This window comes from Pseudomonas sp. SCB32 (assembly GCF_009189165.1).
GTDB lineage: Bacteria > Pseudomonadota > Gammaproteobacteria > Pseudomonadales > Pseudomonadaceae > Pseudomonas.
Window position 1 is genome coordinate 5,926,802 of the sequence record NZ_CP045118.1, and the last position, 25,165, is coordinate 5,951,966.

Sequence of the window (25,165 nt, forward strand, 5' to 3'; positions counted from 1 at the left end):
GCCCTCTCGGCGAGTCGTCGCGCTGCACTCAGCGCAAGGACAGCTGGTAGCCCGGAGCGCTGCGCAACAGCGTCGGGGCGTTGTCGATTCGGATGTCGGCCTGACAGGGACCGCCGCCTGCGGGGCAGTCCCAGGGCACCTTCTCGCCCTGGCGGGAGCCCGCGTCATCGAAGTCCCGCAGGCGCCAGAGGGTGTCGGATCTGCCCGGCTGGTTGGTGATCTTCAGGGTCTGCTCGCGTCCCAGGGTCCAGGCCACCAGGACTTCATCGCCGGCCTTGGCGAAACGCAGCAGGTAGACGTTCGGGTCGGCGTTGGGTACGCGACCGACGAAGCGGTAGTAACCGATGATCCCGGCCACGCTGGCCATCGCGTGATAGGCCGGCTTGGGCTGGCCGTCGGCGGTGAGCAGGCCGAAGTTGTGCTCCATTTCGCGGCGGTCGATGCCGTCGTCCACCAGGTCGTACCACCAGGAACCCTTCACATTGGGCAGGCTGCGCAACAGCACGTAGGCACGCGCCAGGTACGCGGCCTGGCGCTCGAGGCTGAGCCCGCAGCCGCCGTCGTTGGATGGCCAGCTGAACTCGGTGAAGTACAACGGTACCGGCTTGCCAGCGGTCCGTTCGAACTGCTGATTGACGCCTTTGAACCATCCCAGCCAGTTCTCCGGTGTCGCCAGCTCACCCTCGCAGTACACCGAGGGGTGCAGCGACAGACCGTCCACCAGGTCCAGCAATCCGCCGGCCAGCAGACGGTCGGCGAAGCCCTGGCGGATGCCACGCAGCGTTACCGCGCCGGCGATGATCCTGGCTTGCGGGTCTTCCTCGCGTATCGCCTGGGCCGTGGCACGGATCAACGTCAGGTAGTCGTCACTGAAGCTCTTGTCGGTGGGGTTCTCCACGTCCCATTCGTTCCAGATTTCGTAGATCGCCACCTGGCCCTTGAAGCTGCGCACCACATAACGCACATAGCGCAGGTAAGCGGCTCGGGAAGCGTCATCGCGCGGTTTGGCGTTGCCGTGGAACTGGTTCTCCACCCCCAGGATCAGCAGGGTGCTGATGCCCAGGCTGCGGGTGCTGCGCAGCTGCGCGCGCCAGGTGTCGTAGATGGACAGCACATTGGCCTCGCGCTCGACACTGGACCAGAAGGCATCGTCGCGGAACGACTGGATGCTGGCCTGCTGCGCGAGGCGATTGATGCCATCGCGGTTGCCCGGGCGCATATTCTGGTGCGTGCTGACGCCGACGATGAACTCCGGCGCGCCCCGCTCCGTCACCGGTGCCTCATTGGCCAGCGCCCGGGGCGCCTGCCCTGCCCCGGCCAGCAGCAAGCCGACCAGCAGCAGGCCCAGCACCCGCCCATTGCCCTGCAGACGCCAGGCCTGTGGTGCCAGCGGCGTGGCCAGTTCTTCCGGCAGGCGCAATGCCCGGCCGATGGCCAGCCCCAGGAACAGGCTCGGCACCTGTGCCTCCAGCACGTCGCTGGTCCAGCCCATCAGCAGGATGCAGTAGGTAATGCCCAGCAGCGCACGCGCCTCGCGTCCCGACTGGAGTTGCAGGCGCATCAGCAGCGGAATCGCCAGTGCATAGAGCCCGACGCCGGCAACGCCGAACAGCAGCCAGAGGTAGAGCAGCGTGTTATCCGACACCGCCAGTTGGTCGATGCCGAACACCGGGAACTGCGCGAAGGCGCTGCCGGTCATGCCCAGCCCGGCGCCGGTGAAGGCCCAGTCGTTGACGACCATCACCTTGATCACGCCCGGCCAGGTATTGACCAGGCGATCCACCATCGAGCCCATCAGATTTTCGCTGCTGGAACTGGCCAGGTACGGCTCGACGTCCCCATACAGGCCATAGAGCGGCAACGCCAGCGCACCGAAGACCACCACCAGCGTGGCCAGCAGGAACAACACGCGGTACCGGGCAATGTTCATCACCAGCAGAACGATGACGAAGGCCACGGCGGAGGTCTTGTTGGTGGTCAGGACTATCCCCACCAGCGCGACCAGGTAGATCAGCCAGCGCACTGGCATCGCCAGGCGGAATGATCCCAGGTACAGGGCATAGATCGACAGCATGATCGCCAGCGCCGATGACATCCGCGAGAAGCCGGCGATGCGGTCCAACCCGTAGGCGCTCCAGGCGCGGTTGGCGCTGATCTGTACACCGCCCATGGCATAGGTGTAACCCTTCCACGGGACGTGGCCGGTCATGTCCAGCGCAATGCCCCCCAGCGAGGCGCCGAGACAGAAGAAGATGGCCCAGCCCAATACCTTGCGGTGCCTCTCCAGGTAGGGGACGCAGAGCAGGCCGAACAGCAGCGGCGCGTAGATGAATATGCTGAAGAACCCCGCCTGATTGGCCGCGCCATGCAGCTGGCCGAGCATCAGCGAGGCCGCCGCCAATATCAGCAGCAACCACAGGCCGCGATGCTGCGGGCGGGTGAGCAGCTCCCAGGCCACCGCGATCACGCAGCCTACCTTCGGTACGTAGATCAGCGCCGAGAGCCCGACCTGGTCGGAGTAGAAGCGCAGGGCCCCGTTGAAGGTCTCCACCAGCAGCACGGACACCACCACCCCCAGCGCCAGCAGCGAGCGGTCGAAGGTGATCCCGCGCGAGCGCTCAAAGCGTGGATACGGCGTTTGCAGGCCCATGGCGAACTCCACAGCTGAACAGGGTGTGGTGCAGTACGGTTTCGTACTCGTCGAGCATGCGCTCGACGCTGAGCATCGATGCCACGCTCTCCCGCGCGCGGGATGCCAGGCGCTGACGCAGCGGCGCATCCTCGCCGAGGCGGCGGATTGCCTCGCCCAGCGAATCGGGGTGCTCCGGCGCGCAGTGCAGGCCGTTGAGCCCGTCCCGGACGATCTCGACGAGACCGCCCCGAGTCGACACGATCACCGGCAGGTGGTGGGCGCAGGCCTCCAGCGCTACCAGGCCGAAGGACTCGGCGCCGATACTGGGCACCACGGCCACGTCGATTTCGGAGAAGAACTCGGAGGAGTTGCGATAGCCGACGAAGTGAACGTGCTGCGGGTCGGCGAGGGATTTCAGTGTGTTCACATAGGCCGCGTCACCGCGCCCGGCGATCAGCAGCGAGGCATCCAGCGACTGCTTCTGGAACTGCTCGATCAGCCACTCCACGCCCTTGTTCGGCGTCAGCGAGCCGATGAAGCCGAAACGCAGCGGACGGCGCTCCGTCACTTGCGCCGGCGCATCCTGCAAGGGCACGAACGGTGAGCTGTTGTAGACGACGTAGCGTTGGCTGTGGGCGAAGTAACCCGCGTCGACCAGGGCGGCAAGCTGGTAGCGGCTGACACCGACCACGGTGTCGACCTGGGCAGATGCCTGGGCATGGGAGTACCGCAGCAAAGCGCAGGAGCCGCATTGCCGCTGGCACTGCTGCCCCTTGTTGAAACGCATCCCGCGCGGGCAGGTGAGGTACTGGTCGTGCAGAACCTGCACGATGGGCAGCCCGGCGTCGTGGATCGCATCCCAGGCGGCGATCGACCAGCCCGCCAGGTTATGGCACACCACCAGGTCAGGCTGACTCTGCGCCAGCACCTGCGCCAGCACATCGCGCATGCCCCGGTTGTAGCGGTCCAGCGCATGCCAGGCGAGCCGCCGCAAGGTGCCGGGACGTTGACCCGCGAACGGCCAGTAGAGGTTGCGCAGACCGGCGCGCAGCACCGGCACGCCATTGTGCGAATCACGGCGCAGGCCGGCGTCGGGCCCCGTGCTCAGGACCTCCACCTCATGGCCGCGCCGCTGCAGGCCCTCGACCATGGACTGCAGCATCACCTCCACGCCACCCACGGTGTGCGGGGCATAGAGGGAATTGACGAAGAGGAGCTTCATAGCGGATAGCTCCGGCTCATGCCCAGCGCGCCGGACTCGCCGTCACGAATGGCGCGCAGCAGCAGCTGCAGGCGGCCCTCGCGGCCGTGCCGATGGGCGAAGAAGTGCAACAGGCGCAGGAAGACCCAGCGGTTGAAGCGGTACATCAGCGGCGAGGTGACCCATAGGTTCTTGTCGAACCAGGCTTGGTTGCGCGCGGCGTAGTAGGCGCGCAGGTCGGAGCTGCCGAGCAGGTAGGTTTCGTAGATGTTGGAGGTGCGCTGCTTGAGGTTCCAGGAGCGCTCCAGGTCGTCCAGCCCGGCGCCGGGTACCAGGTAGAGGTGGCCGCCGCTGGCGTTGATGCGGAAGGTGTACTCGGTGTCGTCGGCATACAGCACCAGCTCGCGGCGCGGCAGGCCGATGCGCTCGATCAGCCGGCGGTGCGCGAGCAGCCCGCCGTAGTAGGCGAAGGGCAGCTCCAGCAGCGGCTCCACCGGACGCGGGTGCGGCCTGCCCCAGGGGGTGCGGCGCCAGAGTTTGTAGGGCAGTTGGCGAACATGGAAGCCGAAGTAGCTGGAGCGCGGCGGCGCGATGAAGCGTCTCGGAACACCGGCGACGACATCCGCCTGGTGCTCCGGGCGAAAGCCCAGCACAGCGGTCTTGTCCGCCCCATGGCGTTGCATGCAGTCGAGCAGGCGTTGCTTGAGCAAGGGGAAGGCGCCCGGCGTCGGCGCGTTGTCGTCGTCCATCAACCAGATGTATTCACAGCTCGTCTTCAGCGCGGCCTCAATGCCCACGCAATAGCCGTTGGCCGAGCCGGTATTGCTGCTGAGTTCAATGACCTGGACGCGGTTGGGCCAGAGCTTGAACAGCTGGTCCAGTTCGGCCACCGAGGCATTGCTGACAACGATCGCGCGAGCGATGTCGGGCTCGCGGAAAGCCCTGGCGAGCAGCTCCTCCAGAAACTCCAGGCGGTCGCCATAAGTCAGCGTCACCAGTACGGTCGATCCACTCATGATGGTGCGTCTCCCTCGTCGATCAGCGGGCACTCAGGCCCGCCATCTTTCCCTCGCCGGCCGCCGAAAGCTGGCTCATGGGTACCCGCACACGCTGTTCGCGTTGCAGCAGGTTGAGCAGGATCAGCGCCCGCTCGGCACCGTCGTCGCAGAGGAATATCGCTTCCACCTCGCAGTCCCCGGCGCAGTGCAGCCGCACCACCTGGCCCTGCTCGAAACGGCTGGCCGAAGGCATGGGCATCGCCCGAGAACGCTGGCGGATGTCCTCCACCAGCTCATCGGCCACCGCCAATGGCTGCGGGCCGAAGCTGACGATGCGCGCCACGCCACGGGTCGAGCGGATCGGGAACCAGTTGTCGTGCTGCTGATCCAGGTGGATGAACAGGTAACCAGGGAACAGCGGTTGCGGCCGCGGCCCCTGCCCGACCACCGGCCGGTAGCAGGTGAAGCCCTGGCGCGAGAGGTTTTCCTCGGCGCGCAGTTCCTGGTGCGGTTTGGTCTGGATCAGGTACCAGCGATGAAGGGGGTCAGCGTTACTCATGATGCGTATGCCTCGACGCCGGGGCCGGCGATGAGTGGGGACGGGGCCGGCCGTTCCTTGGAACGGCGCCCCGAAGGCAGTGGTCGTTACCTGGCGGGTCGAGCCCCGGCCCGTCATGAGCGGCGGGCCAGGCAGGAAAACGCCAGACGCGGGTGACTGAGTGCGTCCTCAGTCGCGGTTGTCGTAGCGGTAGGCGTAGGCACCGTAGTCGTAGGCGGCGGTCGAGGCCTTGCGCCGGACACCATTGAGGATCGCGCCCTGCAGATGGATGCCGTTCTGGCCAAGGCGACGGCGGGCGGTGTCGATCTCGCTGGCCGGGCTCTGGCCGAAGCGGGTTACCAGCAGGTTGATGCCACACAGCCGACCGACCAGCGACGCGTCGGTCACCGCCAGCACCGGCGGGGTGTCGATGATGACCAGGTCGTACATTGCCGAGGCATCGCGCAGCAGCTGGGCGAAGTTTTCGTTCATCAGCAGTTCCGAAGGATTCGGCGCAGCGAAGCCACAGGAGATGAAGTCCAGGTCCGGCACCTCGGTCGGCAGGATCACCTCGCTCAGCGGACGCCGGGAGCTCAGCGCATCGGACAGACCATGCCGCGGAGTCAGGCCGAAGACGCGATGCAGGTAGCCCTTGCGCATGTCAGCGTCGATCAGCAGGGTGCGCAGGCCGGTCTGGGCGATGATCGCCGCCAGGTTGCTGGAGACGAACGACTTGCCGGCGCCAGGTGCGGGGCTGGTGAGCATCACCACGTTGTTGCGCGCTTCGAGCAGGGCGAAATGCAGGTTGGTACGCAGGCTGCGCAGCGACTCGTTGGCCAGGTCGCCCGGATTGGCGGCGGCCAGCAGCTTGGGTGCATGGGCGGTGATATCGCCCTTGCGCTCCCTTTCCAGGCGCTCCTGTTGCCTTGAATACGGCACCGCCGCGAGCACCGAGAGACCGAGCTGTTCGATCGCCTCGGGATTCTCCACGCCCCGGTAGAAGGCCTGGCGCAGGAACAGAATGCCCATGGCAACGCAGAAACCGAGCAGGGTGGAGAGCAGCACGATGACTTTGCGCATCGGCTTGGCCGGTTTCTCGACGTCGGACTGGGCGGTGTCGATCACCCGTACGTTGCCGATGGTGCCGGCGCGCAGGATGTCCTGCTCCTGGGCCTTGTCCAGCACGGTTACGTAGGTCTGCTGGGTTACCCGCATGTCACGGGAGAGACGCAGCAGTTCCTGCTGGGTGGCCGGCAGGTTCTGGATGCGCCCCTGCAAGGCCTGCTTGCGAGCCTCCAGGCTGCTCACCTGCTTGAGCAGCGCCTGGTAGGTCGGGTGGCTGGGGGCGTACAGGCGGTCGTACTCAGCGCGCTTGAGCTTGAGGTCGGACAGCTGGTTGTCGATGCCCACCACCTGGTCCAGTACGCCACGGGTCTCGACGCTGATGTCGGCGGACTTGGCGCTGGTCTGGTAGGCGTTGTAGGCGGCTTCGGCGCGTTCCAGCTCCATGCGCACCATCGGCAGTTGCGAACGCAGGAACTCCAGGCGCTGGGAAGCTTCGGCGGAACTGCGCTCGACGTTCTGCATCACGTAGAAATGGCTGATCTTGTCGAGGATGAGGTCGGCCTGTCCCGCGTTGGGGTCTTCCAGGGTCATGTAGATGATCCCGGAATCCTTGCCAGCCTCGACCACCTTGAGCGCCTTCTGATAGGCGAGGATGGTGGTCAGCAGGCGGTCACGGGTGAGAATGAATTCGGTGCCCGGGTGCGCCTCCAACTGGTCCACTTCGAGGGTGAAGCCCTTGTCGACGACCGTCTTGTTCACCTCGCCGCGCAGCAGTTGCTCACCATCGGCATTGAGCACGACGTAGGCGCCGCCCCCCTCGGCTACCAGGGTCAGCTTCTCGCCGAGATATTCCTCGGGCACTTCCAGCTGGTACACCTTGATGTGCTCGCCACCCCAGGCGTAAGCACCCATGCCGAACAGAGGCGCCGCCAGCGGTTCCGTCGGAGTCGGCTTGAAGCGCCGCGCCAGGTAATCACCTATCAGCGGCATATGCCGAGGCTTGGCGGTGATGTTGAGCTTGAGCAACTCCACAGCCTTGCCGAGCACCGCGCGGGATTTCAACAACTCGATTTCGGTGGCGGCCAGGGAAACCGAGTCGGGGCGGTTGATCACCTCCGGCGTGCCGTTGAGGCCGTTCTTCTTCTGCTCGACTTGGATCATCGCGCCCGCCACGTAGATTGGCGTGGCGAGCAGCGCATAGATCAGGCCCAGGGTCGCGAACAACCCGGTGACGACGATGATCATTCGCTTGTGGTCGAACAGCAGGCGCAGCAGCCCGGCCACATCGATACGGGTGTCCTGGACATTCTCCAGGGACGAGTTGGGCATGATACTCATGGACATCCATCCTCCGGTAACGTGACACGACTCAGCGAGCGTGAATCGGGTTCAGTCGCTTGAGCAGGTTCAGTCCGTGGTTGCCGAGCAGCAGCAGGAACGCCTCAATCTTGCGCGGCACCGGAATCGCGGCCATGGACAGGCGGCAGACCTGGACCAGGAAATACTCGTGGAGCGCCTGGTCGCCAATGCGCTGGTAGTAGCGCGAGAGGCAGTAGTACGTGTGCAGCGTCATCCGCTGCTGCACGCGATCGGCCTGCATGGAATAGATTCCGCCCTCGTGCTGGCGGTAGGCGGCCGGGGCGATCTGTCCGAGATACTTGCCCTTGCCATAGGCCCCCAGCAGCGACCACCAGCACAAGTCGCCCATGCGGATGGTGCGCAGCTCCTCGGGCATCTCGCCCAGGACGTTGCGGAAACAGGCGGTCAGGGTCGGAATCGCGCGCGCCTGTTGCAGCTCGCGGCGGCTGGCGTCACGGCGGAGCCGGCCGGTGAGCTGCCGCGGCTTGACCACCCCGTCCCCGTCGAAGACATAGGCGTCGTGGTAGGTGATCACGTAGTCCGGGTTGCCTTCGAGGAACTCGACCTGGATCTGCAGCTTGTGCGGATCGGTCCAGAAGTCATCGCCCTCGCAGTAGGCGATATAGCGGCCACGCGCCTTGCGAAAGACCAACATGCCCTGGGACACGCCCTTGGAGTACTGGTTTTCCTTGTGGAAGATCGGCTTGATGATGTGCGGGTAGCGCGCGGCGTAGTCAGCGATCAGCTCGGTGGTGCCGTCGGTGGAGGCATCGTCGTTGACCAACACCTCGAAGCGGAAGTCGGTGATCTGCTCAAGGAAACTGTCCAGCGTACGGCCGATGTAGTCCACCTGGTTGTAGGCCAGGCAGACGATGCTCAGCAACGGCTCGGGGGCTGCCGGCCAGTTGGAGAGAATCTGCAGCTCGGAGCGGATGTCCATGGCTAGACACTCGGTTTCTGGGACGGTTTGAACAGACGCAGCAACGCCGGAGCGGAGCCGACGCCAACCAGGGTCAGGGTGATCAGCCCGCAGCTGGCCAATGCCAGCAACAACGACAGGCGCTCGCCGGAACGAGCCAGCAAGGCATAGACAGGCTCGCTGAGCAGCAGCCCGGCGCCGCTCAGCGCGGCGATCTGCAGGGTGTCGCGCAGCCACGGCCAGTGCAGGTCATTGCCAAAGCGCCGGTGCACGATGGGCGGCAGGATCAGGAACAACGCCACGCGCAGGCCGAACCAGCACAGCGCCACACCGAGCACGCCGTACAGGTAGGCGCTGCCCGCCACCAACGGAATGCTCACCAGCGCCGTTATCACCGTGTACCAGACGTGCAACTGCAACTGGCCGTGGGCGTACTGCAGGTAGAACTGGAAACTGCTCACCGCCATCATGCCGGCGCCGAGCACATACCAGACCAGCACCGGCTGGCACCATCTGGCGGCCACGGCATCGCCGCTCCAGGCCAGGATCAGGTCATGACCATGAGCGGCGATCACCGCGACCATCGGGAGCAGCAGCACACAGACGAAACGGTTCGCCTTCAGATAGAGCTGCTGCATGTCTTCGTGACGCCCCTCGGCGATCAGCATGGTCATCCGCGGCAGCAGCGACTGCGCCAACGGATTGACCAGGCTGAGGATGCCGCCGCTGATCAGCGCCACCAGTGAGAAATAGCCGTAGTCCCGCAACGGCATCAGGCTCGACAGCAATACCTTGTCGAGCTGGGTAACGATGATCCACAGTCCGGAGGTGAAGCTCATGCTCAGGGCGAAGGGAATCACCGGCCGCAGCGTGTCCCAGCAGAACCGCGTGAGCAGCCGCACCTCCATCCAGAGGTAGGACTTGGCGCCGAGCATCAGGGTTTCGAACAGCGACACCGCCACCTGGAACTCGAAGAACACCAGCGGGTCCTGGCTGACCTTGGCCACCAGCAGCAGGCCGCCGAAGTAGCGCAGGGTGGTGACGAAGACGTTGATGCCGTTGATCCAGCCATGCAGCTCCAGCCCCTGCAGCGCACTGCGGTACAGCGTGCCGTACAGGCGTAGGGCAACCAGCAGCCCCATGAGGCTGATGCACTGCGCCACCAGCACCGGGCTCAAAGCGTGGACATTCAGCCAGCGCCCGGCGATCCAGGTGCTGCCGGCATACACCGTCAGCGAGCCGAGCAGGGTCAGCGGCAGCAGGATCAGCTCGAAGGAGCGCAGCAGGCTCGCTTGGCCATAGGTCTCGCCCTGGGCCCCGCGAATGTGGGCGACCTGCCGCACCAGGGCCGGCGAGAGGCCGACGTCCAGCAGCAGCAGCCAGGTTTGCAGGACCGCGAAGAAGCCGATCAGGCCGTAGGCCTCGGCGCCCAGATGGCCGAGGTAGAACGGCTGGATCAGGATGCCGATGACGATCGCGTAAGCCTGCCCCGCATAGTTCAGCAGGGTATTGCGGATCATCGACAGCGAGCGTTTAGCCGACATGTCCGACTCCTCACACCGCCACGGCCATCCGGCCGCCTTCCATCTGCAACACCTCTATCACTGCCTGCTGCACGTCCTGCGGCAGCCCCGGGTACAACGGCAGGCAGAGAATGCGCTGGCTCAGCTCGCGCGAGATGGCTTGCGGCTGTTGCGGCGCGAGGTAGTCGAGGGTATCCAGCGAGGGGTAGAAATAACGCCGTGGGTTGACCCCGATGGCATTCAGCCCGCTGCGTACACGCAACACCTGCTCCTCGTCGCGCAGACCTACCGGGTAGTAGCTGTTGTTCTGCCGGCCGCCAGGCTGGACGACCTGCAGATCGTAGTAGTCGCCAAGGGCGGCGGTGTAACGGGCGGCGATCTCCTCGCGCTGGGAGAGAATGCTGTCGATGTCGTCGAGCAGGCACAGTCCCATGGCGGCGGAGAATTCGTTGATCTTGGCGTTGATTCCGGGGCCGACGATCTTGTCCACCCCGGCAATGCCGAAGTTGCACAACAGTCGGATCTGCCGGGCCAGTTCGTCATCTGAGGTGACGATGGCGCCACCCTCGATGGTGTGGAACAGCTTGGTGGCGTGGAAGCTCATGGTGCTCAGGTCACCCCAGGCCAGCACCGAACGGTCGCGGTACCGGGAAGCGAAGGCATGGGCGCCGTCGTAGATGACCTTCAGCCGATTGCGCTGGGCCACCGCCTGAATCTCCTCCACCGCACAGGGATTGCCGAACACATGGGTGGCGACGATGGCCGTGGTGTCTGGCGCCAGGCTCGCCTCGATCAGCTGCGGATCAAGGTTCCAGGTCTTCGCATCGATATCGGCGAAACGCGGCCGGATGTGTTCCCACTCCAGGGTGCTGCTGGTGGCAACGAAGCTGAACGGCGTGGTCACCGCACTCCCGGTCACCCCCAGCGCACGGTAGGCCACCTGCAGGGCAATGGTGCCGTTGCAGGTGAGGATCACATTGCGCACACCCAGGAAGTCCTGCAGCCGCTCCTCCAGTTCGATGGAGAAGGGGCCATGGTTGGTCAGCCAACCCGTGGCGTAGATCTGCTCCACGTAGCGCTTGAACTTGCCCAGGTCGCCCAGATACGTCTTGGTCACATTGATCACAGTCGCATCCCTCTGATGAACGAAAAATTCATTGCGGACGGCTGACGCGCCGCTCAGCCCAATGCGGACAGCACGAAGGGCGTACCGTCGAGCGGGGCGTCCAGTGCCTGCTCACGCGACTGCTGTGTTTGGCCTGCCAGGTGCTCCTGCAGAGCCTCGATGACGCGGCCGCTGGCATCGTGGTGGAACTGCCAGACGCCGTAGATGCGGCTGTCGAAAGAGCGCTCGCTGCCGAGCATCGGGTTGGCCGCCAACCCCGAGCCGAGGCCGAAGCTGTACAGGCCCGGGATCGGCTGGCCGTTGAAGTCGCGCAGGCAGCCGGCGGCGTCGGAGTCCAGTCCTCCCTTGCTCTCGCGCACCTGCAACGGCTCGCCATTGGCGTGGCGCATCGCCGGCAGGCATGGCTGGTAGCCAATGGCCTGGACCATCACACCCGGTTCGCTGCAGCACTGCTCCAGGCGCTCGCGGGTAGCCGGTGAACGGTCCGCCAGGCGCAACAGCTCGACCTTTACCCGGGTACCGCTGACATGGCCGTTGGCGAGCACATCAGTACCCACCTGGTGGGCACGGTAGCGCAGCCCACCAGAGCGGTTGACCCGTCCGGACACCGGGCACACATCCATCCCCTCATCCACCCGGTAGCCGGCGGCAAGCGCCTCCTCGACGCTCTCGAAGAACAGGCGGATCGGCGCACGGTGCATCAGGGTCAGCCGTTCAAGGCCGAGACAGTCGAGGGCGCAGGCCAGGTTATCGAGCACCGAAAACGCGCTGTGGGAACCACCGACCACGGTGAATTGGCTGTCCGAGGTCACACGGTCGCCGAACAGCTCCACCAGTTCGGCGGGGCTCAGGCTGAGCAGCGCGTCGGAGGAATAAACGATGGGACCGTCGTGGGCCAGGTGCAGGTCCTGCTCGGCAAGACTCCAGTGCAGGTATTCGCGGTTCTGCCGGCCGCCCAGGTTGAGCACCAGGCCACCCGCGTCCACCTGCCAGGAACAGGAGCCGCTGCGCAGGGCCAGTTGGAAGCTGCCGTCGCCTTGGGCGGTGATTTTCTCGATGCGGGTACCCAGTGCGACCTCGACGCCCAGGTGCTGGGTGACGTAGCGCATGAACAGTGTCGAGGCGTGCGCCAGCAATTCGCCGACCTGGGTCAGCATCGGCGCGCCATGGGGGTCGTCACGCAGCCGGCGGAAGGCCGCCGAATGCTCCAGCGGCGCGAAGATCGGCAGCAGCGCTGGATCGCGCAGGCAATCAAGGAACACGTCGCCCACGGAGTTTGCGGTGATGTGGTAGTCCCCCAGCCGGCCACGGCCGACCGCCAATGCGGCGTCCACGACCAGCAGGCCGGAACGCGCCAGGCTGGCAAGCGCACCGGTCTTGTAGGCATTGAATAGAAAACCCATGCCCGCCGGGCCGGCACCACCGACCACACAGGCGTAGTTGGAACGAAAGGATTGATCAGTCATCAGCCTGACTCCCTAGCGAGCTCGGGGCGCGCGGGCCGCGCGGCTCTCGTCGTGATACCGGCAGGAACGTCCGGCAAGAGGCGCGCGTTCGCGCCGAATTTCCGTCGCATACAGCGGGGGCTCGGTCAGAGCGGGGACGGGATGCGTGAGCGGCACATCACTACCGAGTGCCGGAGAAAGAACTTCGGAAACAGGCCGAAGCTGTACTTTCTGCAATAACGTAAATAGCGATTGGTGCTTATGAAGTTTCACTGGAAGTTCATCGACAGCAAAACTTTTAAGAACGGGATAAATACGACTGGCGATATGACCGAATGTCGTATAAAACTTATTCCGGGACTTAATAATATTGACGTTCAACTTTCTGGCACACCTGCCGGAAGCGCGTTTCTGCGCACTACCGTGGGGATTCCCGGATGCTTCGAGCACCGCTGAACTTCCGCCTGTCACCCTGTTTGCATCAGTCATCTACAGAGACTCCGTTCACGGAGATCGCTGCACATCGGGCTTGGGGCAAAAGCGAAGACAAAGCTACCGCCCGAGTTCGAATGACCCGATGCAATCAACAATGATCAACTGCTTGTCCCTGTAGTGGCCGGTATTTTTCGCCGGGCAAAGCTACCGCCCCTCGGCCAACTCCGAAAACCTGGAAAACGACAGCAAAAAAATATTTCGCTCCCGTTGTGGCGAACGCAACGGAAGGATTCTTGCTGAGGACAGGAGGTGAGTGGGAAGACAGGGGGAGGATCAGGTCTTCCGTGACACGCTGCTCGTGTGACAATTCCCCTGGTGTCTCATCCAGACACCACACGATATTGCCATGTGATTAGTAATAGTGGCGGGGTCGGAGGTATGTCAATCAAGGAAGTCCCGAACCGCCAATAATCCGACAAAAGGCAAACGAATATTTGTAAGTTACTGATTAATAAGCCGCCAATTTAATGGCATTATCAAACTGGCAAATGGCTTATTCTCCACCGTGTAACAATGGTATTAGTCGAAAAGTAGTATTCCCGCCACCCCGGTGCAGGTGCAGGTGTTTCATCCTTGAACTATGCGGTCCTTGCCAGTGCGCTTGGCCTGATACAAGGCCGCATCGGCGCGACTGTAGAGCGCCGAGAGGTTCTGGTCGTCCGGTTGCAACAGGGTCAATCCCTGGCTGATGGTCACGCTGAAGTACTGCTCGCCCTCATTGAACCGCAGGCGCTGAACTTCCCGCTGCAGGCGCTCGCCGATCTGCCGCGCCATCGTATCGTTACATCCGGGCAACAGCACGGCGAACTCCTCGCCGCCAATGCGGCCGAACAGGTCGCCCCGGCGTAAAGCGCCCGCTCCGCTCTGGGCAATTCGTTGCAGCACCAGGTCGCCGACCTGGTGGCCGTAACCGTCGTTGATCTTCTTGAAGTCGTCGACGTCCAGCAGCAGGAACGCCAGCGACGTGGAGGTCGCCTTGCAGTCGCGGAACGCCTGTTCGGCACTGTCGAAGAAGTAGCGGCGATTGCTGCTCTGGGTCAGCACATCCGTGGTGGCCAGGCGGTGCAGCTCAGTCTCCAGGTGCTTCTTGTCGGTGATGTCGTCGGCGATACCGACGATCATCAGCGGCAGGCCGGCATCGCTGTGCTGGCTGACGAAACACTTGTCGCTCAGCCAGCGCACCTCGCCATCGGCACGCAGGATGCGGTACTCACGGTGCTCGATGGCGCCCCGCTCAAGTACTTCCTGCAGGCTGCTCTGGGCATACTCCAGGTCATCGGGATAGATGCAGTTGCGCCATTCACCATAGTCCGCCAGCAGCAGGGCGGCGGAGCGGCCGAAGATGCGCTCGTAGGCGGGGCTGACATAGACCATCCGCTGGGCCTGCCAGTCGAAGGCCCAGAGGACTGAGTTGACGCTGGCCAGCAGCGCGCTGAACAGCTGCTCGCGTTCCTTGAGCCGCTGCACCTCGGCACGGCTGTGCAGCAGCGCCAGTAATGCTTCATCCTGATCCACAGGCATCTTGTTCGCTTCATCCATGTATCGGCGCCTCCCGTTCATCGACCGGGGCTATGACCGCAAACTACGCCAAGCGGTTGCAAAATAAACGAAAAGCCCGCCGAACGGCGGGCTTTTCTGCAACGGGGTTCACATCGTCCTAAAACGATGGCGTCCGTTATACGGCGGGGCGCAGCGAGTAGGTCTTGAGCTGCTCGGCGAACTCTTTCAGCGACTGGATGCCACTGGCCTCCGCCTCCTGCACCCATTGCTTGATCGCGGCGAGCATGTCATGGCCATTGGCGCTGGTCTTGACCCAGATCTGCTGCAGGGCCAGGCGTTTCTCGTAGATCACCTGCAGGGACTGGCTCTGCGCGAGCAGGTCCTGGATGCGCGCGTGGTGGCGTTCTTCCAGCAGGCTGGTTTCACGGGACAGCAGGCGCTTGGCGCGGCGGAACAGGTGGCGAACCGACTCGTCGGCCTTGGCCAGCTCCTGTTTCACCAGCGGGCCGATCACCAGCTTGCGGTACTGGGCCATGATCTGGAAGCGGTTGTTGAGGATGGCCATGGCGGTGTCCATGTCCAGGCTACCCTTGCCTTCCACGCGGTGGGCGATGGGCGCCACGCGGGCGACCTTGGCCAGGCGCAGGAAGCTGAACACCTTGATCCAGGCCCAGCCCAGGTCGAACTCCCACTTCTTCACCGACAGCTTGGCCGAGTTGGGGTAGGTGTGGTGGTTGTTGTGCAGCTCTTCACCGCCGATCAGGATGCCCCAGGGCACCAGGTTGGTCGCGGCGTCGCGGCACTCGAAGTTGCGATAGCCAATGGCATGGCCCAGACCGTTGATCACGCCGGCGGCCCACACGGGAATCCACATCATCTGCACGGCCCAGACGGTCATGCCGAGCGCGCCGAACAGGGCCAGGTCGATGATCGCCATCAGCACTACGCCGCCGATGGGGTAGCGCGAGTAGACGTTGCGCTCGAGCCAGTCGTCCGGGCAGTTCTTGCCGTAGATGCGCAGGGTGTCTTCGTTCTTCGCTTCTTCGCGATAGAGCTCGGCGCCACGCCGCAGAACGGTACCCAGCCCCTTGTACACCGGGCTGTGCGGGTCGTCGGCGGTTTCGCACTTGGCGTGATGCTTGCGGTGGATGGCGGTCCACTCGCGGGTGTTCATGGCCGTGGTCATCCACAACCAGAAACGGAAGAAGTGTTGCAGCGCAGGGTGCAGCTCGAGGGCGCGGTGCGCCGAGTAGCGGTGCAGATAAACGGTGACGCTGACGATGGTGATATGCGTCAGGACCAGGGTGACCGCCACCAGCTGCCATGGCGACAGATCAAGAAATCCGTTGTACCACATGGTCGATAATGAACCTCGGAAGTGGTGTGAAAGAGCGACTTTGCCAGACAAAGCCAGCTCGCATTATCACTGAGCGGGTCCGGAAAACCATCCGGTCTTTTAGATAAGAACGAGCGCCTGCGGGCATCCTTTATACTGCACAGCCAATATCTTCACCTCGCCACCGCATGGACCCTCGACTTAACGCCCTTCGCATCAGCCTGCTGTACCTGGTGCTCGCCTCTCTCTGGATGCTGCTGGGTGACCATTGGTTACAAATGGTCTTCACCGAGCCGGCCCAGCTCCTGCGTTGGACGACCGCCAGGACCCTGGCGCTCCTGGGAGGCAGTGCGCTGCTGCTGTTCCTGCTGCTGCACTGGCAGTTCCGCCGGCACCATGTGACCGTCAACGCCCTGGCGGACCACGGGGAACGCCTGAGTCGCGCCCTGAACGCGGTCGAGGACGGCGTCTGGGACTGGGACCTGCGCACCCACCGTGTCTATTACTCTCCGGGCTATGCCAACCTGATCGGCCTGCCCTGCGAGCACCTGAGCGACGACTTCCTGCTCTGGGAGAACCGCCTGCACCCCGAGGACCGCAACGCCATCCTCGCCGCCTGCAAGGACCACATCGACGGCCTGAACGATCAGCTCGACTGCGTCTACCGCATCCTCCACAGCGACGGCGGCTACCGTTGGATCCACGCCCGCGGCCGCGTCGAGCGGGACGCCAGCGGCGAAGCGCTGCGCATGACCGGCGTCAGCCGCGACATCACCCGCCAGCGCAGCAACGAGGACCACCTGCGCCAGGCCGCGGCGGTGTTCGAGGCGACCCAGGAAGGCCTGCTGGTCACCGACAGCCGCGGCATCATCGTGCACACCAACCCGTCGTTCTCGCGCATCACCGGCTACCAGGCCGATGACGTACTTGGCGGCCAGCCGTCGATCCTCAAGTCCGGCCGGCAGGACACCGCCTTCTATCGCCGCATGTGGGAGACACTGCTGCGCGACGGCGTGTGGAGCGGCGAAATCTGGAACCGCCGCAAGAGCGGCGAGGTGTACCCGCAATGGCAGCACATCCGCGCCGTGCGCAATGACCAAGACCAACTGACCCACTACGTGGCGGTGTTCTCCGACCTCAGCAGCCTCAAACGCTCGCAGCACGAGCTGGACTTCCTCGCCCACCACGACCCGCTCACCGGCCTGCCCAATCGCCTGCTGCTGCGCGAGCGCATCGAGCAGGCGCTGGCCCGCGCTGAACGCGAACAGGGCGGCGGCGCCCTGCTGGTGATCGACCTGGATCACTTCAAGCACATCAACGACAGTCTCGGGCACAGTACCGGCGACCTGCTGATCAAGGCCGTCGCCGAACGCCTGCAGGACTGCCTCGACGAGCGCTGCGCCCTGGCGCGCCTCGGCGGCGACGAGTTCGCGGTGATCCTCGAAAGCCGCCAGCAGCAACATGCCAGCAGCCTGGCCCAGCGCCTGCTGGAAGCGATGAACGCAGCGTTCGAGGTTGATGAGCAGACCATCTACATGTCCGTCAGCCTCGGCGTGAGCCTGTTCCCCGAGGACGCCAGCAACGTCGACCACCTGATGCAGCATGCCGACGCCGCGCTGTTCCAGGCCAAGGCCAGCGGTCGCAGCCTGTATGCCTTCTACACCCCGGAGCTGACCGCCCGCGCGCGCTCCCACGTGCAGGTGGAAGCGGCACTGCGCCACGCGCTGGATCACGACGAGTTGCGCATCTACTTCCAGCCGGTGCACGACCTGGCCAGCGGGCGCATGGTCGGCGTCGAGTCGCTGGTGCGCTGGCAGCATCCGCAGCGTGGCCTGGTGCCACCCAGCGAGTTCATTCCGGTGGCCGAGGAATCCGGGCTGATCACCGCCCTCGACACCTGGATGCTCGACCAGGCCTGTCGCCAGATGCGCGCCTGGCTCGATGCCGGTATCTCCCTGGACTTCATCGCGGTGAACGTCTCCAGTCGCCTGTTCAGCCGTGGCGGCCTGGAGGAACGCGTCGCCCTGGCACTGGAGCAGAGTGACCTTGCGCCGCATCACCTGGAGCTGGAGATCACCGAGAGCGCGGTGATGCAGAACTTCGACCAGGCCCTGGAGCTGCTCTGCCAACTGCGCCTGCTCGGCGTGCAACTGGCCATCGACGACTTCGGCACCGGCTATTCCTCGCTGATGCGCTTGAAACGCATGCCGGTGCACAAGCTGAAGATCGACCAGGGTTTCGTCGCCGGCCTGCCCGACGACGCCGAGGACGCCGCGATCGCCTGCGCAGTGGTCGCCCTGGGCCAGAGCATGGGCCTGCAGGTAGTCGCCGAAGGCATCGAGTGCCCGGACCAGGCCGCCTTCCTCCTCACCCACGCCTGCGACTTCGGCCAGGGCTACTGGTACGGCAAGCCGCAGCCTGCCCAATCCCTCCTGGCGAATCTGCCGCGAAACCCCACCTGATCGCTTCTAAAACTTTCTGATATATAAAAATTCTTAAACAGTATTTTTAAGAATAATCGGCTCCTGCCTAAGATGCGCTCACACCGGACGCGCCGCCCGCTGAAACGGCCGGCGGTCAACCCATTAGGAGCAGATACCCATGAGCGCAACCCTCCGTAGCCTGGATGGCCAGGAAGAAGCCAACATTCTGCGCGAAGTGCAGAGCGCCCTGCGTGGCCTGCGTTTCGGCGCCGTCGAGATCACCGTGCACAACGGCCAGGTCGTGCAGATCGAGCGCAAGGAAAAATTCCGCCTGCAGCAGAGCCCCGGCAAGCAAGCCTGAGCTCGGCGCGTCTCTTCACAGGTGACATGACTGGACAACCGGAGCGTCGCGATGACCGCCCTTCCCCACCGGTACTGCAGCAGCCAGCCGCGAATGCGCGGCTGATATAGCCCCCCGAAAGACCCTGCCAAACAAACACTAAGAACTGCATATTTTTCAGGAGCTGCACATGTCCATCCGCCGTTTCGCCCTGGCCGCACTGGCCAGCGCCTTGATCGCAGGCCCCGTATCCGCCGCGACCCAACTGCTCAACGTTTCCTACGACCCGACCCGCGAGCTGTACCAGGCCTACAACGCCGCCTTCATCAAGCACTGGAAGGCCCAGGGCGGTGACGACCTGACCGTGCAGCAATCCCATGGTGGCTCGGGCAAGCAGGCCCGCGCCGTGATCGACGGCCTGAAGGCCGACGTGGTGACCCTGGCCCTGGCCGGCGACATCGATGAGCTGAACAAGATCGGCAAACTGCTGCCCGCCGACTGGCAGGCCCGCCTGCCCGACAACAGCACCCCGTACACCTCGACCATCGTGTTCCTGGTACGCAAGGGCAACCCCAAGGGCATCAAGGACTGGGCCGACCTGACCAAGCAGGGCGTGGAAGTCATCACGCCGAACCCGAAGACCTCCGGCGGCGCCCGCTGGAACTTCCTGGCAGCCTGGGCCTGGGCGAAGAAGGAATACGGTAGCGACGAGAAAGCCCAGGAATACGTGAAGAACCTGTACAAGCACGTACCGGTTCTGGACACTGGCGCCCGCGGTTCGACCATCACCTTCGTCAACAACAACATTGGCGACGTGCTGCTGGCCTGGGAGAACGAAGCCTTCCTGGCCAAGAAGGAACAGGGCGGCGAGAACTTCGAGATCGTCGTGCCGTCCATCTCCGTCCTCGCCGAGCCGCCGGTGGCCGTGGTCGACAAGACCGTCGACAAGAAAGGCACGCGCAAGGTCGCCGAGGAATACCTGAAGTACCTGTACAGCGAAGAAGGCCAGCGCATCGCCGCACAGAACTTCTACCGCCCGCGTGATGCCAAGGTCGCTGCCGAGTTCGCCAACCAGTTCCCGAAACTCAACCTGGTGACCATCGACAAGGACTTCGGCGGCTGGAAGGTCGCGCAGCCCAAGTTCTTCAACGACGGCGGCATCTTCGACAAGATCTACCAGGCGCAGTAATGCGCCACCCGCCCGGCCTCGCGCCGGGCGACCCGATCCGCGCGGGCCGGTGCACAGCCCGCGCGGAACGAAAACCTCTGCCCCATGGCGGGGGCTCAACGCGTTAGAGAGAAAGGACAGAAAATGTCACGACGCATCTCCCCGGTCATACCCGGCTTCGGGCTGACTCTGGGCTACACCCTGGTGTATCTCAGCCTGTTGGTGCTGATTCCGCTGGGGGCCATGTTCCTCAAGACAACCCACCTCTCCTGGGATCAGTTCTGGGCCATCATCACCGCGCCGCGGGTCATCGCCGCGCTCAAGCTGAGCTTCGGCACCGCGCTGATCGCCGCCCTGATCAACGGCGTGATCGGCACCCTGCTGGCCTGGGTGCTGGTGCGCTACCGCTTCCCGGGACGCAAGATCATCGACGCGATGATCGACCTGCCCTTCGCCCTGCCCACCGCCGTGGCCGGTATCGCGCTCACCGCGCTGTACGCGCCCAACGGCATGGTCGGCCGCTTCGCCACCGAGCTGGGCTTCAAGATCGCCTACACCCCGCTGGGCATCACCCTGGCGCTGACCTTCGTGGTCCTGCCGTTCGTGGTCCGCACGGTGCAGCCGGTACTGGCGGACATCCCGCGTGAAGTCGAAGAAGCCGCCGCCTGCCTGGGCGCCAAGCCGCTGCAGGTGTTCCGCCACGTGCTGCTGCCGGCGCTGCTGCCGGCCTGGTTGACCGGTTTCGCCCTGGCCTTCGCCCGCGGCGTCGGCGAGTACGGCTCGGTGATCTTCATCGCCGGCAACATGCCGATGAAGACCGAGATCCTGCCGCTGCTGATCATGGTCAAGCTGGACCAGTACGACTACACCGGCGCCACCGCCATCGGCGTGCTGATGCTGGTCGTCGCCTTCGTCCTGCTGCTGCTGATCAACCTGCTGCAGCGCCGCATCGAAACGCCTTGAGGAGCGCGCCATGAGTACCGCAAGCCTTTCCGCCGCGGCCGCTGCCAACGCTGCTCGCCGGGGTAATGTCTGGGGCCGCCGCGCCCTGATCGCGCTGGCCTGGCTGGCCTTCGCCGTGTTCCTGCTGCTGCCGCTGTTCGTGGTCCTGAGCGAGGCGCTGAAACAGGGCTTCGGCACCTTCTTCGAGGCCATCCTGGAACCCGATGCGCTGGCCGCCCTGAAGCTGACGCTGATTGCCGTGGGCATCTCGGTGCCACTGAACCTGGTGTTCGGCGTCGCCGCCGCCTGGTGCGTGACCAAGTTCGAGTTCCCCGGCAAGAGCATCCTGGTCACGATGATCGACCTGCCGTTCTCGGTCTCCCCGGTGATCGCCGGCCTGATCTACGTGCTGCTGTTCGGCGCCCAGGGCTACTTCGGGCAGTGGCTGTCGGACCACGACATCCAGATCGTCTTCGCCGTACCCGGCATCGTCCTGGCCACCCTCTTCGTCACCTTCCCCTTCGTCGCCCGCGAACTGATCCCGCTGATGCAGGAACAGGGCACGCAGGAAGAGGAAGCCGCGCGCCTGCTCGGCGCCAACGGCTGGCAGATGTTCTGGCACGTGACCCTGCCGAACATCAAATGGGGCCTGATCTACGGCGTGGTGCTGTGCACCGCTCGGGCCATGGGCGAGTTCGGCGCGGTGTCGGTGGTCTCCGGGCACATCCGCGGCGTCACCAACACCCTGCCGCTGCACGTCGAAATCCTCTACAACGAATACAACCACGTCGCCGCTTTCAGCGTCGCCACCCTGCTGCTGCTGATGGCCCTGGTCATCCTGCTGCTCAAGCAGTGGAGCGAGTCGCGCCTGTCCCGTACGAAAGTCAAAGCTGACGAAGAGTGAGAGCCACGCCATGAGCATCGAGATCCGTAACGTCAGCAAGAACTTCCACGCCTTCAAGGCGCTGAACGAGATCAACCTCGACATCCACAGCGGCGAGCTGGTCGCCCTGCTCGGCCCGTCCGGCTGCGGCAAGACCACCCTGCTGCGCATCATCGCCGGCCTGGAAACCCCGGACGTCGGCAACATCGTGTTCCACGGTGAAGACGTCTCGAAGCACGACGTGCGCGATCGCAACGTCGGCTTCGTGTTCCAGCACTACGCGCTGTTCCGCCACATGACGGTGTTCGACAACGTCGCCTTCGGCCTGCGCATGAAGCCGAAGAAGGAACGACCGAGCGAAGCTCGCATCGCCGAGAAGGTCCACGAACTGCTCAACATGGTGCAGCTCGACTGGCTGTCGGACCGCTACCCGGAGCAGCTCTCCGGCGGCCAGCGCCAGCGTATCGCCCTGGCCCGCGCGCTGGCGGTGGAGCCCAAGATCCTGTTGCTCGACGAACCCTTCGGCGCCCTCGACGCCAAGGTGCGTAAAGAGCTGCGCCGCTGGCTGGCGCGCCTGCACGAGGAGATCAACCTGACTTCCGTGTTCGTTACCCACGACCAGGAAGAAGCGATGGAAGTCGCCGACCGTATCGTGGTGATGAACAAGGGCGTGATCGAGCAGATCGGCTCGCCGGGCGAGGTCTACGAGAACCCGGCCAGCGACTTCGTCTACCACTTCCTCGGCGACTCCAACCGCCTGCACATCGGTGGTGACGAGCACGTGCTGTTCCGTCCGCATGAGGTTTCGCTGTCGCGCTCCGAAGTGGCCGAGCACCGCGCCGCCGAAGTCCGCGACATCCGCCCGCTGGGCGCGATCACCCGGGTGACCCTCAAGGTCGACGGCCAGGACGAGCTGATCGAGGCCGAAGTAGTGAAGGACCACGACAGCCTGACCGGCCTCGCCCGTGGCGAGACGCTGTACTTCAAGCCGAAGGCATTCCAACCGGTGGCGAATATCTGAACCGCTGCCCCTGCGGGGGACAATGGCGTTTTTCGTAGGAGCGAGCTTGCTCGCGAACCAGGCCCCGCAGCGGGGTTTGTTCGCGAGCAAGCTCGCTCCTACACGGGTCTATCCTGCGACTTCTCGTCGAGATGGCGGATCAGGAAATCCCGGCTCGATTCGATGATCGCCTTCTGCGACTTCTCGCTGGCAACCATCCGCGCCAGCATCAACGCCCCCACGCACTGCGCCAATAGCGCCCAGGCATCCTCCGGCGAACCCAGCGCCTCGGCCCAGGCCTGTTGCAGCTCCACCAGCGCTTTCTCGGCTCCCTGCCGTACGGATACATCCGCACGGGCGATCTCCGCGCCAAGCGCCGGAATGGCGCAGCCGGCAGCCGCGTCCTGCACGTGGGTGACGTTCAGGTAGCGCTTCAGCCCACGCTCCAGGCGCGCGCGGTCCAGCACCTTGCCCTTCGCCGCCAGCCGCTCGACGCTCTGCTGCAATTCACGCTCGACGATGGCGGCAAACAGCTCGTCCTTCGACCCGAAGTGGTTGTAGAACGCCCCGCCGGACAACCCCACCGCCTTCATCAACCCATCGACGCCAGTCGTGGCGAAGCCACCCTGCTTGGCAAGGGCGCCGCTGCTGTCGAGCAGGCGCTGGCGGGTTTCTTCCTTGTGGGTGGCTGAGTAGCGCATTGGGCGCCTCCGGGAAGCGGGTTGACGGTCCACCGAAGAATAGCATAACGTTCGTTTACCTAACGACCGTTTACCAAAGAGGAAAACGAGGATGTCGCAGAACAAGAAAGTCGTACTGGTGATCGGCGCCGGCGACGCCACCGGCGGCGCCATCGCCCGCCGCTTCGCCCGCGAAGGCTTTGTGGCGTGCGTCACCCGGCGCTCGGCCGACAAGCTGCAGCCGCTGGTGGACGCGATCCGCGCCGAAGGCGGCGAGGCCCACGGCTTCGCCTCTGACGCCCGCAAGGAAGAAGCGGTGATCGAGCTGGTGGAAACCATCGAGCGCGACATCGGCCCCATCGAAGCCTTCGTCTTCAACATCGGCGCCAACGTGCCCTGCAGCATCCTCGAAGAGACTGCGCGCAAGTACTTCAAGATCTGGGAAATGGCCTGTTTCTCCGGCTTCCTCACCGGCCGCGAAGTAGCCAAGCGCATGGTCAAGCGGCAGCGCGGCACGATCCTCTTCACCGGCGCCACCGCCGGCCTGCGCGGCGCCTCGGGCTTCGCCGCCTTCGCCGGGGCCAAGCACGGCATCCGTGCCCTGGCGCAGAGCATGGCCCGCGAACTGGGACCGATGGGCCTGCACGTCGCCCATGTGGTGGTGGACGGCGCCATCGACACCGAATTCATCCGCGAGACCTTCCCCGAGCGCTACGCGCTGAAGGATCAGGACGGCATCCTCGACCCCGAGCACATCGCCGACAGCTACTGGTATCTGCACAGCCAGCCGCGCGATGCCTGGACCTTCGAACTCGACCTGCGCCCGTGGATCGAGCGCTGGTGATCACTCCATAACGACAACAAGAAGAGAGCCACTCATGAGCAAGAGCGTCGAGTTCTACTTCGATTTCGGCAGCCCGACTTCCTACCTGGCCTATACCCAGTTGCCGGCGATCTGTGCCGAGTCCGGCGCCGAGCTGGTCTATCGCCCGGTGCTGCTGGGCGGTGTATTCCAGGCCACCGGCAACGCATCCCCAATCGCCATTCCAGCCAAGGGCCGCTACACCCTGATCGACATGGCGCGCTTCGCCCGCCGCTACGGCGTGCCGCTGAAGATGAACCCGCATTTCCCGATCAACACCCTGACCCTGATGCGCGCCGCCACCGGCGTGCAGATGCGCCAGCCGGAGCGCTTCGAGTCGCTGCTGGCCTGCGTGTTCAAGGGCATGTGGGTGGACGCGCTGAACCTGGGTGACCCGGCCGTGCTCGGCCCGTTGCTGGTCGAGGCGGGGTTCGATCCGCAAGCGCTGTTGGCGCTGACCGCCGACCAGGAGGTGAAGGACGCACTGAAAGCCAACACCGATGTGGCGATCAAGCGCGGCATGTTCGGTGCACCGACCATGTTCGTCGGTAACGAGATGTTCTTCGGCCAGGACCGCCTCGACTTCGTTCGCGAAGCCTTGGCCTAAGTCGGTTCGCGCAGGAGCCGGGCTTCCCCATCCCGCAGAGCCGCCGACGAGCACCAACGTAGGATGGCGTGGAGCGCAGCGATACCCATCGATTCCAAGCACCGACCGCATGGGTATCGCTGC

The 25,165-nt window shown here is 64.5% G+C and carries 21 protein-coding genes; 8 read left to right on the top strand and 13 right to left on the bottom strand.

Annotation, left to right across the window (positions count from 1 at the left end):
- Positions 1-28: 28 nt before the first annotated feature.
- From GA645_RS26965 to desA, 12 genes are all read right to left on the bottom strand, one after another.
- A complete protein-coding gene (locus GA645_RS26965) occupies positions 29-2,650 on the bottom strand; it encodes a hypothetical protein (RefSeq protein ID WP_152227193.1) in 2,622 nt (873 codons plus the stop codon).
- The gene (locus tag GA645_RS26970; RefSeq protein WP_152227195.1) at positions 2,619-3,854 is read right to left on the bottom strand and encodes a glycosyltransferase family 4 protein; all 1,236 of its coding nucleotides are present in this window, start codon (positions 3,852-3,854) and stop codon (positions 2,619-2,621) included. Before GA645_RS26970 ends, GA645_RS26965 begins: the two co-directional genes overlap by 32 nt.
- Positions 3,851-4,849 carry a glycosyltransferase gene (locus GA645_RS26975; protein ID WP_152227197.1) on the bottom strand — a complete coding sequence of 333 codons (999 nt, stop codon included), beginning with the start codon at positions 4,847-4,849 and terminating at the stop codon, positions 3,851-3,853. The genes GA645_RS26970 and GA645_RS26975 overlap by 4 nt, the downstream gene beginning before the upstream one ends.
- A 22-nt stretch (positions 4,850-4,871) precedes the next feature.
- Positions 4,872-5,390 (bottom strand): transcription/translation regulatory transformer protein RfaH, encoded by a 519-nt coding sequence (gene rfaH / locus GA645_RS26980; RefSeq protein WP_152227199.1) that lies wholly within the window; start codon positions 5,388-5,390, stop codon positions 4,872-4,874.
- 168 nt (positions 5,391-5,558) lie between these two features.
- Positions 5,559-7,772 (bottom strand): polysaccharide biosynthesis tyrosine autokinase, encoded by a 2,214-nt coding sequence (locus GA645_RS26985; protein WP_152227201.1) that lies wholly within the window; start codon positions 7,770-7,772, stop codon positions 5,559-5,561.
- A 31-nt stretch (positions 7,773-7,803) separates the two neighbouring features.
- On the bottom strand, positions 7,804-8,733 hold the full coding sequence (locus GA645_RS26990) for a glycosyltransferase (RefSeq protein WP_152227203.1): 930 nt from the start codon (positions 8,731-8,733) through the stop codon (positions 7,804-7,806).
- A 2-nt stretch (positions 8,734-8,735) separates the two neighbouring features.
- Positions 8,736-10,256, bottom strand: coding sequence for a lipopolysaccharide biosynthesis protein (locus GA645_RS26995; protein WP_152227205.1), 1,521 nt, complete (start codon positions 10,254-10,256; stop codon positions 8,736-8,738).
- A gap of 10 nt (positions 10,257-10,266) precedes the next feature.
- Positions 10,267-11,361 carry a DegT/DnrJ/EryC1/StrS aminotransferase family protein gene (locus tag GA645_RS27000; RefSeq protein WP_152227207.1) on the bottom strand — a complete coding sequence of 365 codons (1,095 nt, stop codon included), beginning with the start codon at positions 11,359-11,361 and terminating at the stop codon, positions 10,267-10,269.
- A gap of 53 nt (positions 11,362-11,414) precedes the next feature.
- Complete coding sequence (locus GA645_RS27005; RefSeq protein ID WP_256676032.1) at positions 11,415-12,827, bottom strand: hypothetical protein; 1,413 nt, start codon at positions 12,825-12,827, stop codon at positions 11,415-11,417.
- Positions 12,828-12,839: 12 nt separating this feature from the next.
- Positions 12,840-13,295 carry a hypothetical protein gene (locus GA645_RS27010; RefSeq protein WP_152227209.1) on the bottom strand — a complete coding sequence of 152 codons (456 nt, stop codon included), beginning with the start codon at positions 13,293-13,295 and terminating at the stop codon, positions 12,840-12,842.
- A gap of 573 nt (positions 13,296-13,868) precedes the next feature.
- Positions 13,869-14,840 (bottom strand): sensor domain-containing diguanylate cyclase, encoded by a 972-nt coding sequence (locus GA645_RS27015; RefSeq protein WP_152227211.1) that lies wholly within the window; start codon positions 14,838-14,840, stop codon positions 13,869-13,871.
- 136 nt (positions 14,841-14,976) lie between these two features.
- Positions 14,977-16,158, bottom strand: coding sequence for a delta-9 fatty acid desaturase DesA (gene desA / locus GA645_RS27020; RefSeq protein WP_152227213.1), 1,182 nt, complete (start codon positions 16,156-16,158; stop codon positions 14,977-14,979).
- 167 nt (positions 16,159-16,325) lie between these two features.
- Between desA and GA645_RS27025 the strand changes: the two genes are divergently transcribed.
- From GA645_RS27025 to GA645_RS27050, 6 genes are all read left to right on the top strand, one after another.
- Positions 16,326-18,599 carry a bifunctional diguanylate cyclase/phosphodiesterase gene (locus GA645_RS27025; RefSeq protein WP_152227215.1) on the top strand — a complete coding sequence of 758 codons (2,274 nt, stop codon included), beginning with the start codon at positions 16,326-16,328 and terminating at the stop codon, positions 18,597-18,599.
- Positions 18,600-18,738: 139 nt separating this feature from the next.
- Positions 18,739-18,921 (top strand): sulfur starvation response protein OscA, encoded by a 183-nt coding sequence (oscA, locus tag GA645_RS27030; protein ID WP_152227217.1) that lies wholly within the window; start codon positions 18,739-18,741, stop codon positions 18,919-18,921.
- 169 nt (positions 18,922-19,090) lie between these two features.
- Positions 19,091-20,089, top strand: a complete 999-nt coding sequence (locus GA645_RS27035) for a sulfate ABC transporter substrate-binding protein (RefSeq protein ID WP_152227219.1) — start codon at positions 19,091-19,093, stop codon at positions 20,087-20,089.
- Positions 20,090-20,212: 123 nt separating this feature from the next.
- On the top strand, positions 20,213-21,031 hold the full coding sequence (cysT, locus tag GA645_RS27040) for a sulfate ABC transporter permease subunit CysT (protein WP_152227222.1): 819 nt from the start codon (positions 20,213-20,215) through the stop codon (positions 21,029-21,031).
- A gap of 10 nt (positions 21,032-21,041) precedes the next feature.
- Positions 21,042-21,914, top strand: coding sequence for a sulfate ABC transporter permease subunit CysW (gene cysW, locus GA645_RS27045; RefSeq protein ID WP_152227223.1), 873 nt, complete (start codon positions 21,042-21,044; stop codon positions 21,912-21,914).
- A 10-nt stretch (positions 21,915-21,924) separates the two neighbouring features.
- Complete coding sequence (locus tag GA645_RS27050; protein ID WP_152227225.1) at positions 21,925-22,914, top strand: sulfate/molybdate ABC transporter ATP-binding protein; 990 nt, start codon at positions 21,925-21,927, stop codon at positions 22,912-22,914.
- A gap of 98 nt (positions 22,915-23,012) precedes the next feature.
- Here the strand turns inward: GA645_RS27050 and GA645_RS27055 are convergent, their stop codons facing one another.
- Entirely contained in the window at positions 23,013-23,594 is a 582-nt protein-coding gene (locus tag GA645_RS27055) for a TetR/AcrR family transcriptional regulator (RefSeq protein ID WP_152227227.1), read from the bottom strand.
- 91 nt (positions 23,595-23,685) lie between these two features.
- Here GA645_RS27055 and GA645_RS27060 point away from each other — a divergent pair, with 91 nt between their 5' ends.
- Positions 23,686-24,417, top strand: coding sequence for an SDR family oxidoreductase (locus tag GA645_RS27060; protein WP_152227229.1), 732 nt, complete (start codon positions 23,686-23,688; stop codon positions 24,415-24,417).
- Positions 24,418-24,451: 34 nt separating this feature from the next.
- Entirely contained in the window at positions 24,452-25,042 is a 591-nt protein-coding gene (locus GA645_RS27065; RefSeq protein ID WP_152227232.1) for a 2-hydroxychromene-2-carboxylate isomerase, read from the top strand.
- Positions 25,043-25,165: the final 123 nt, after the last annotated feature.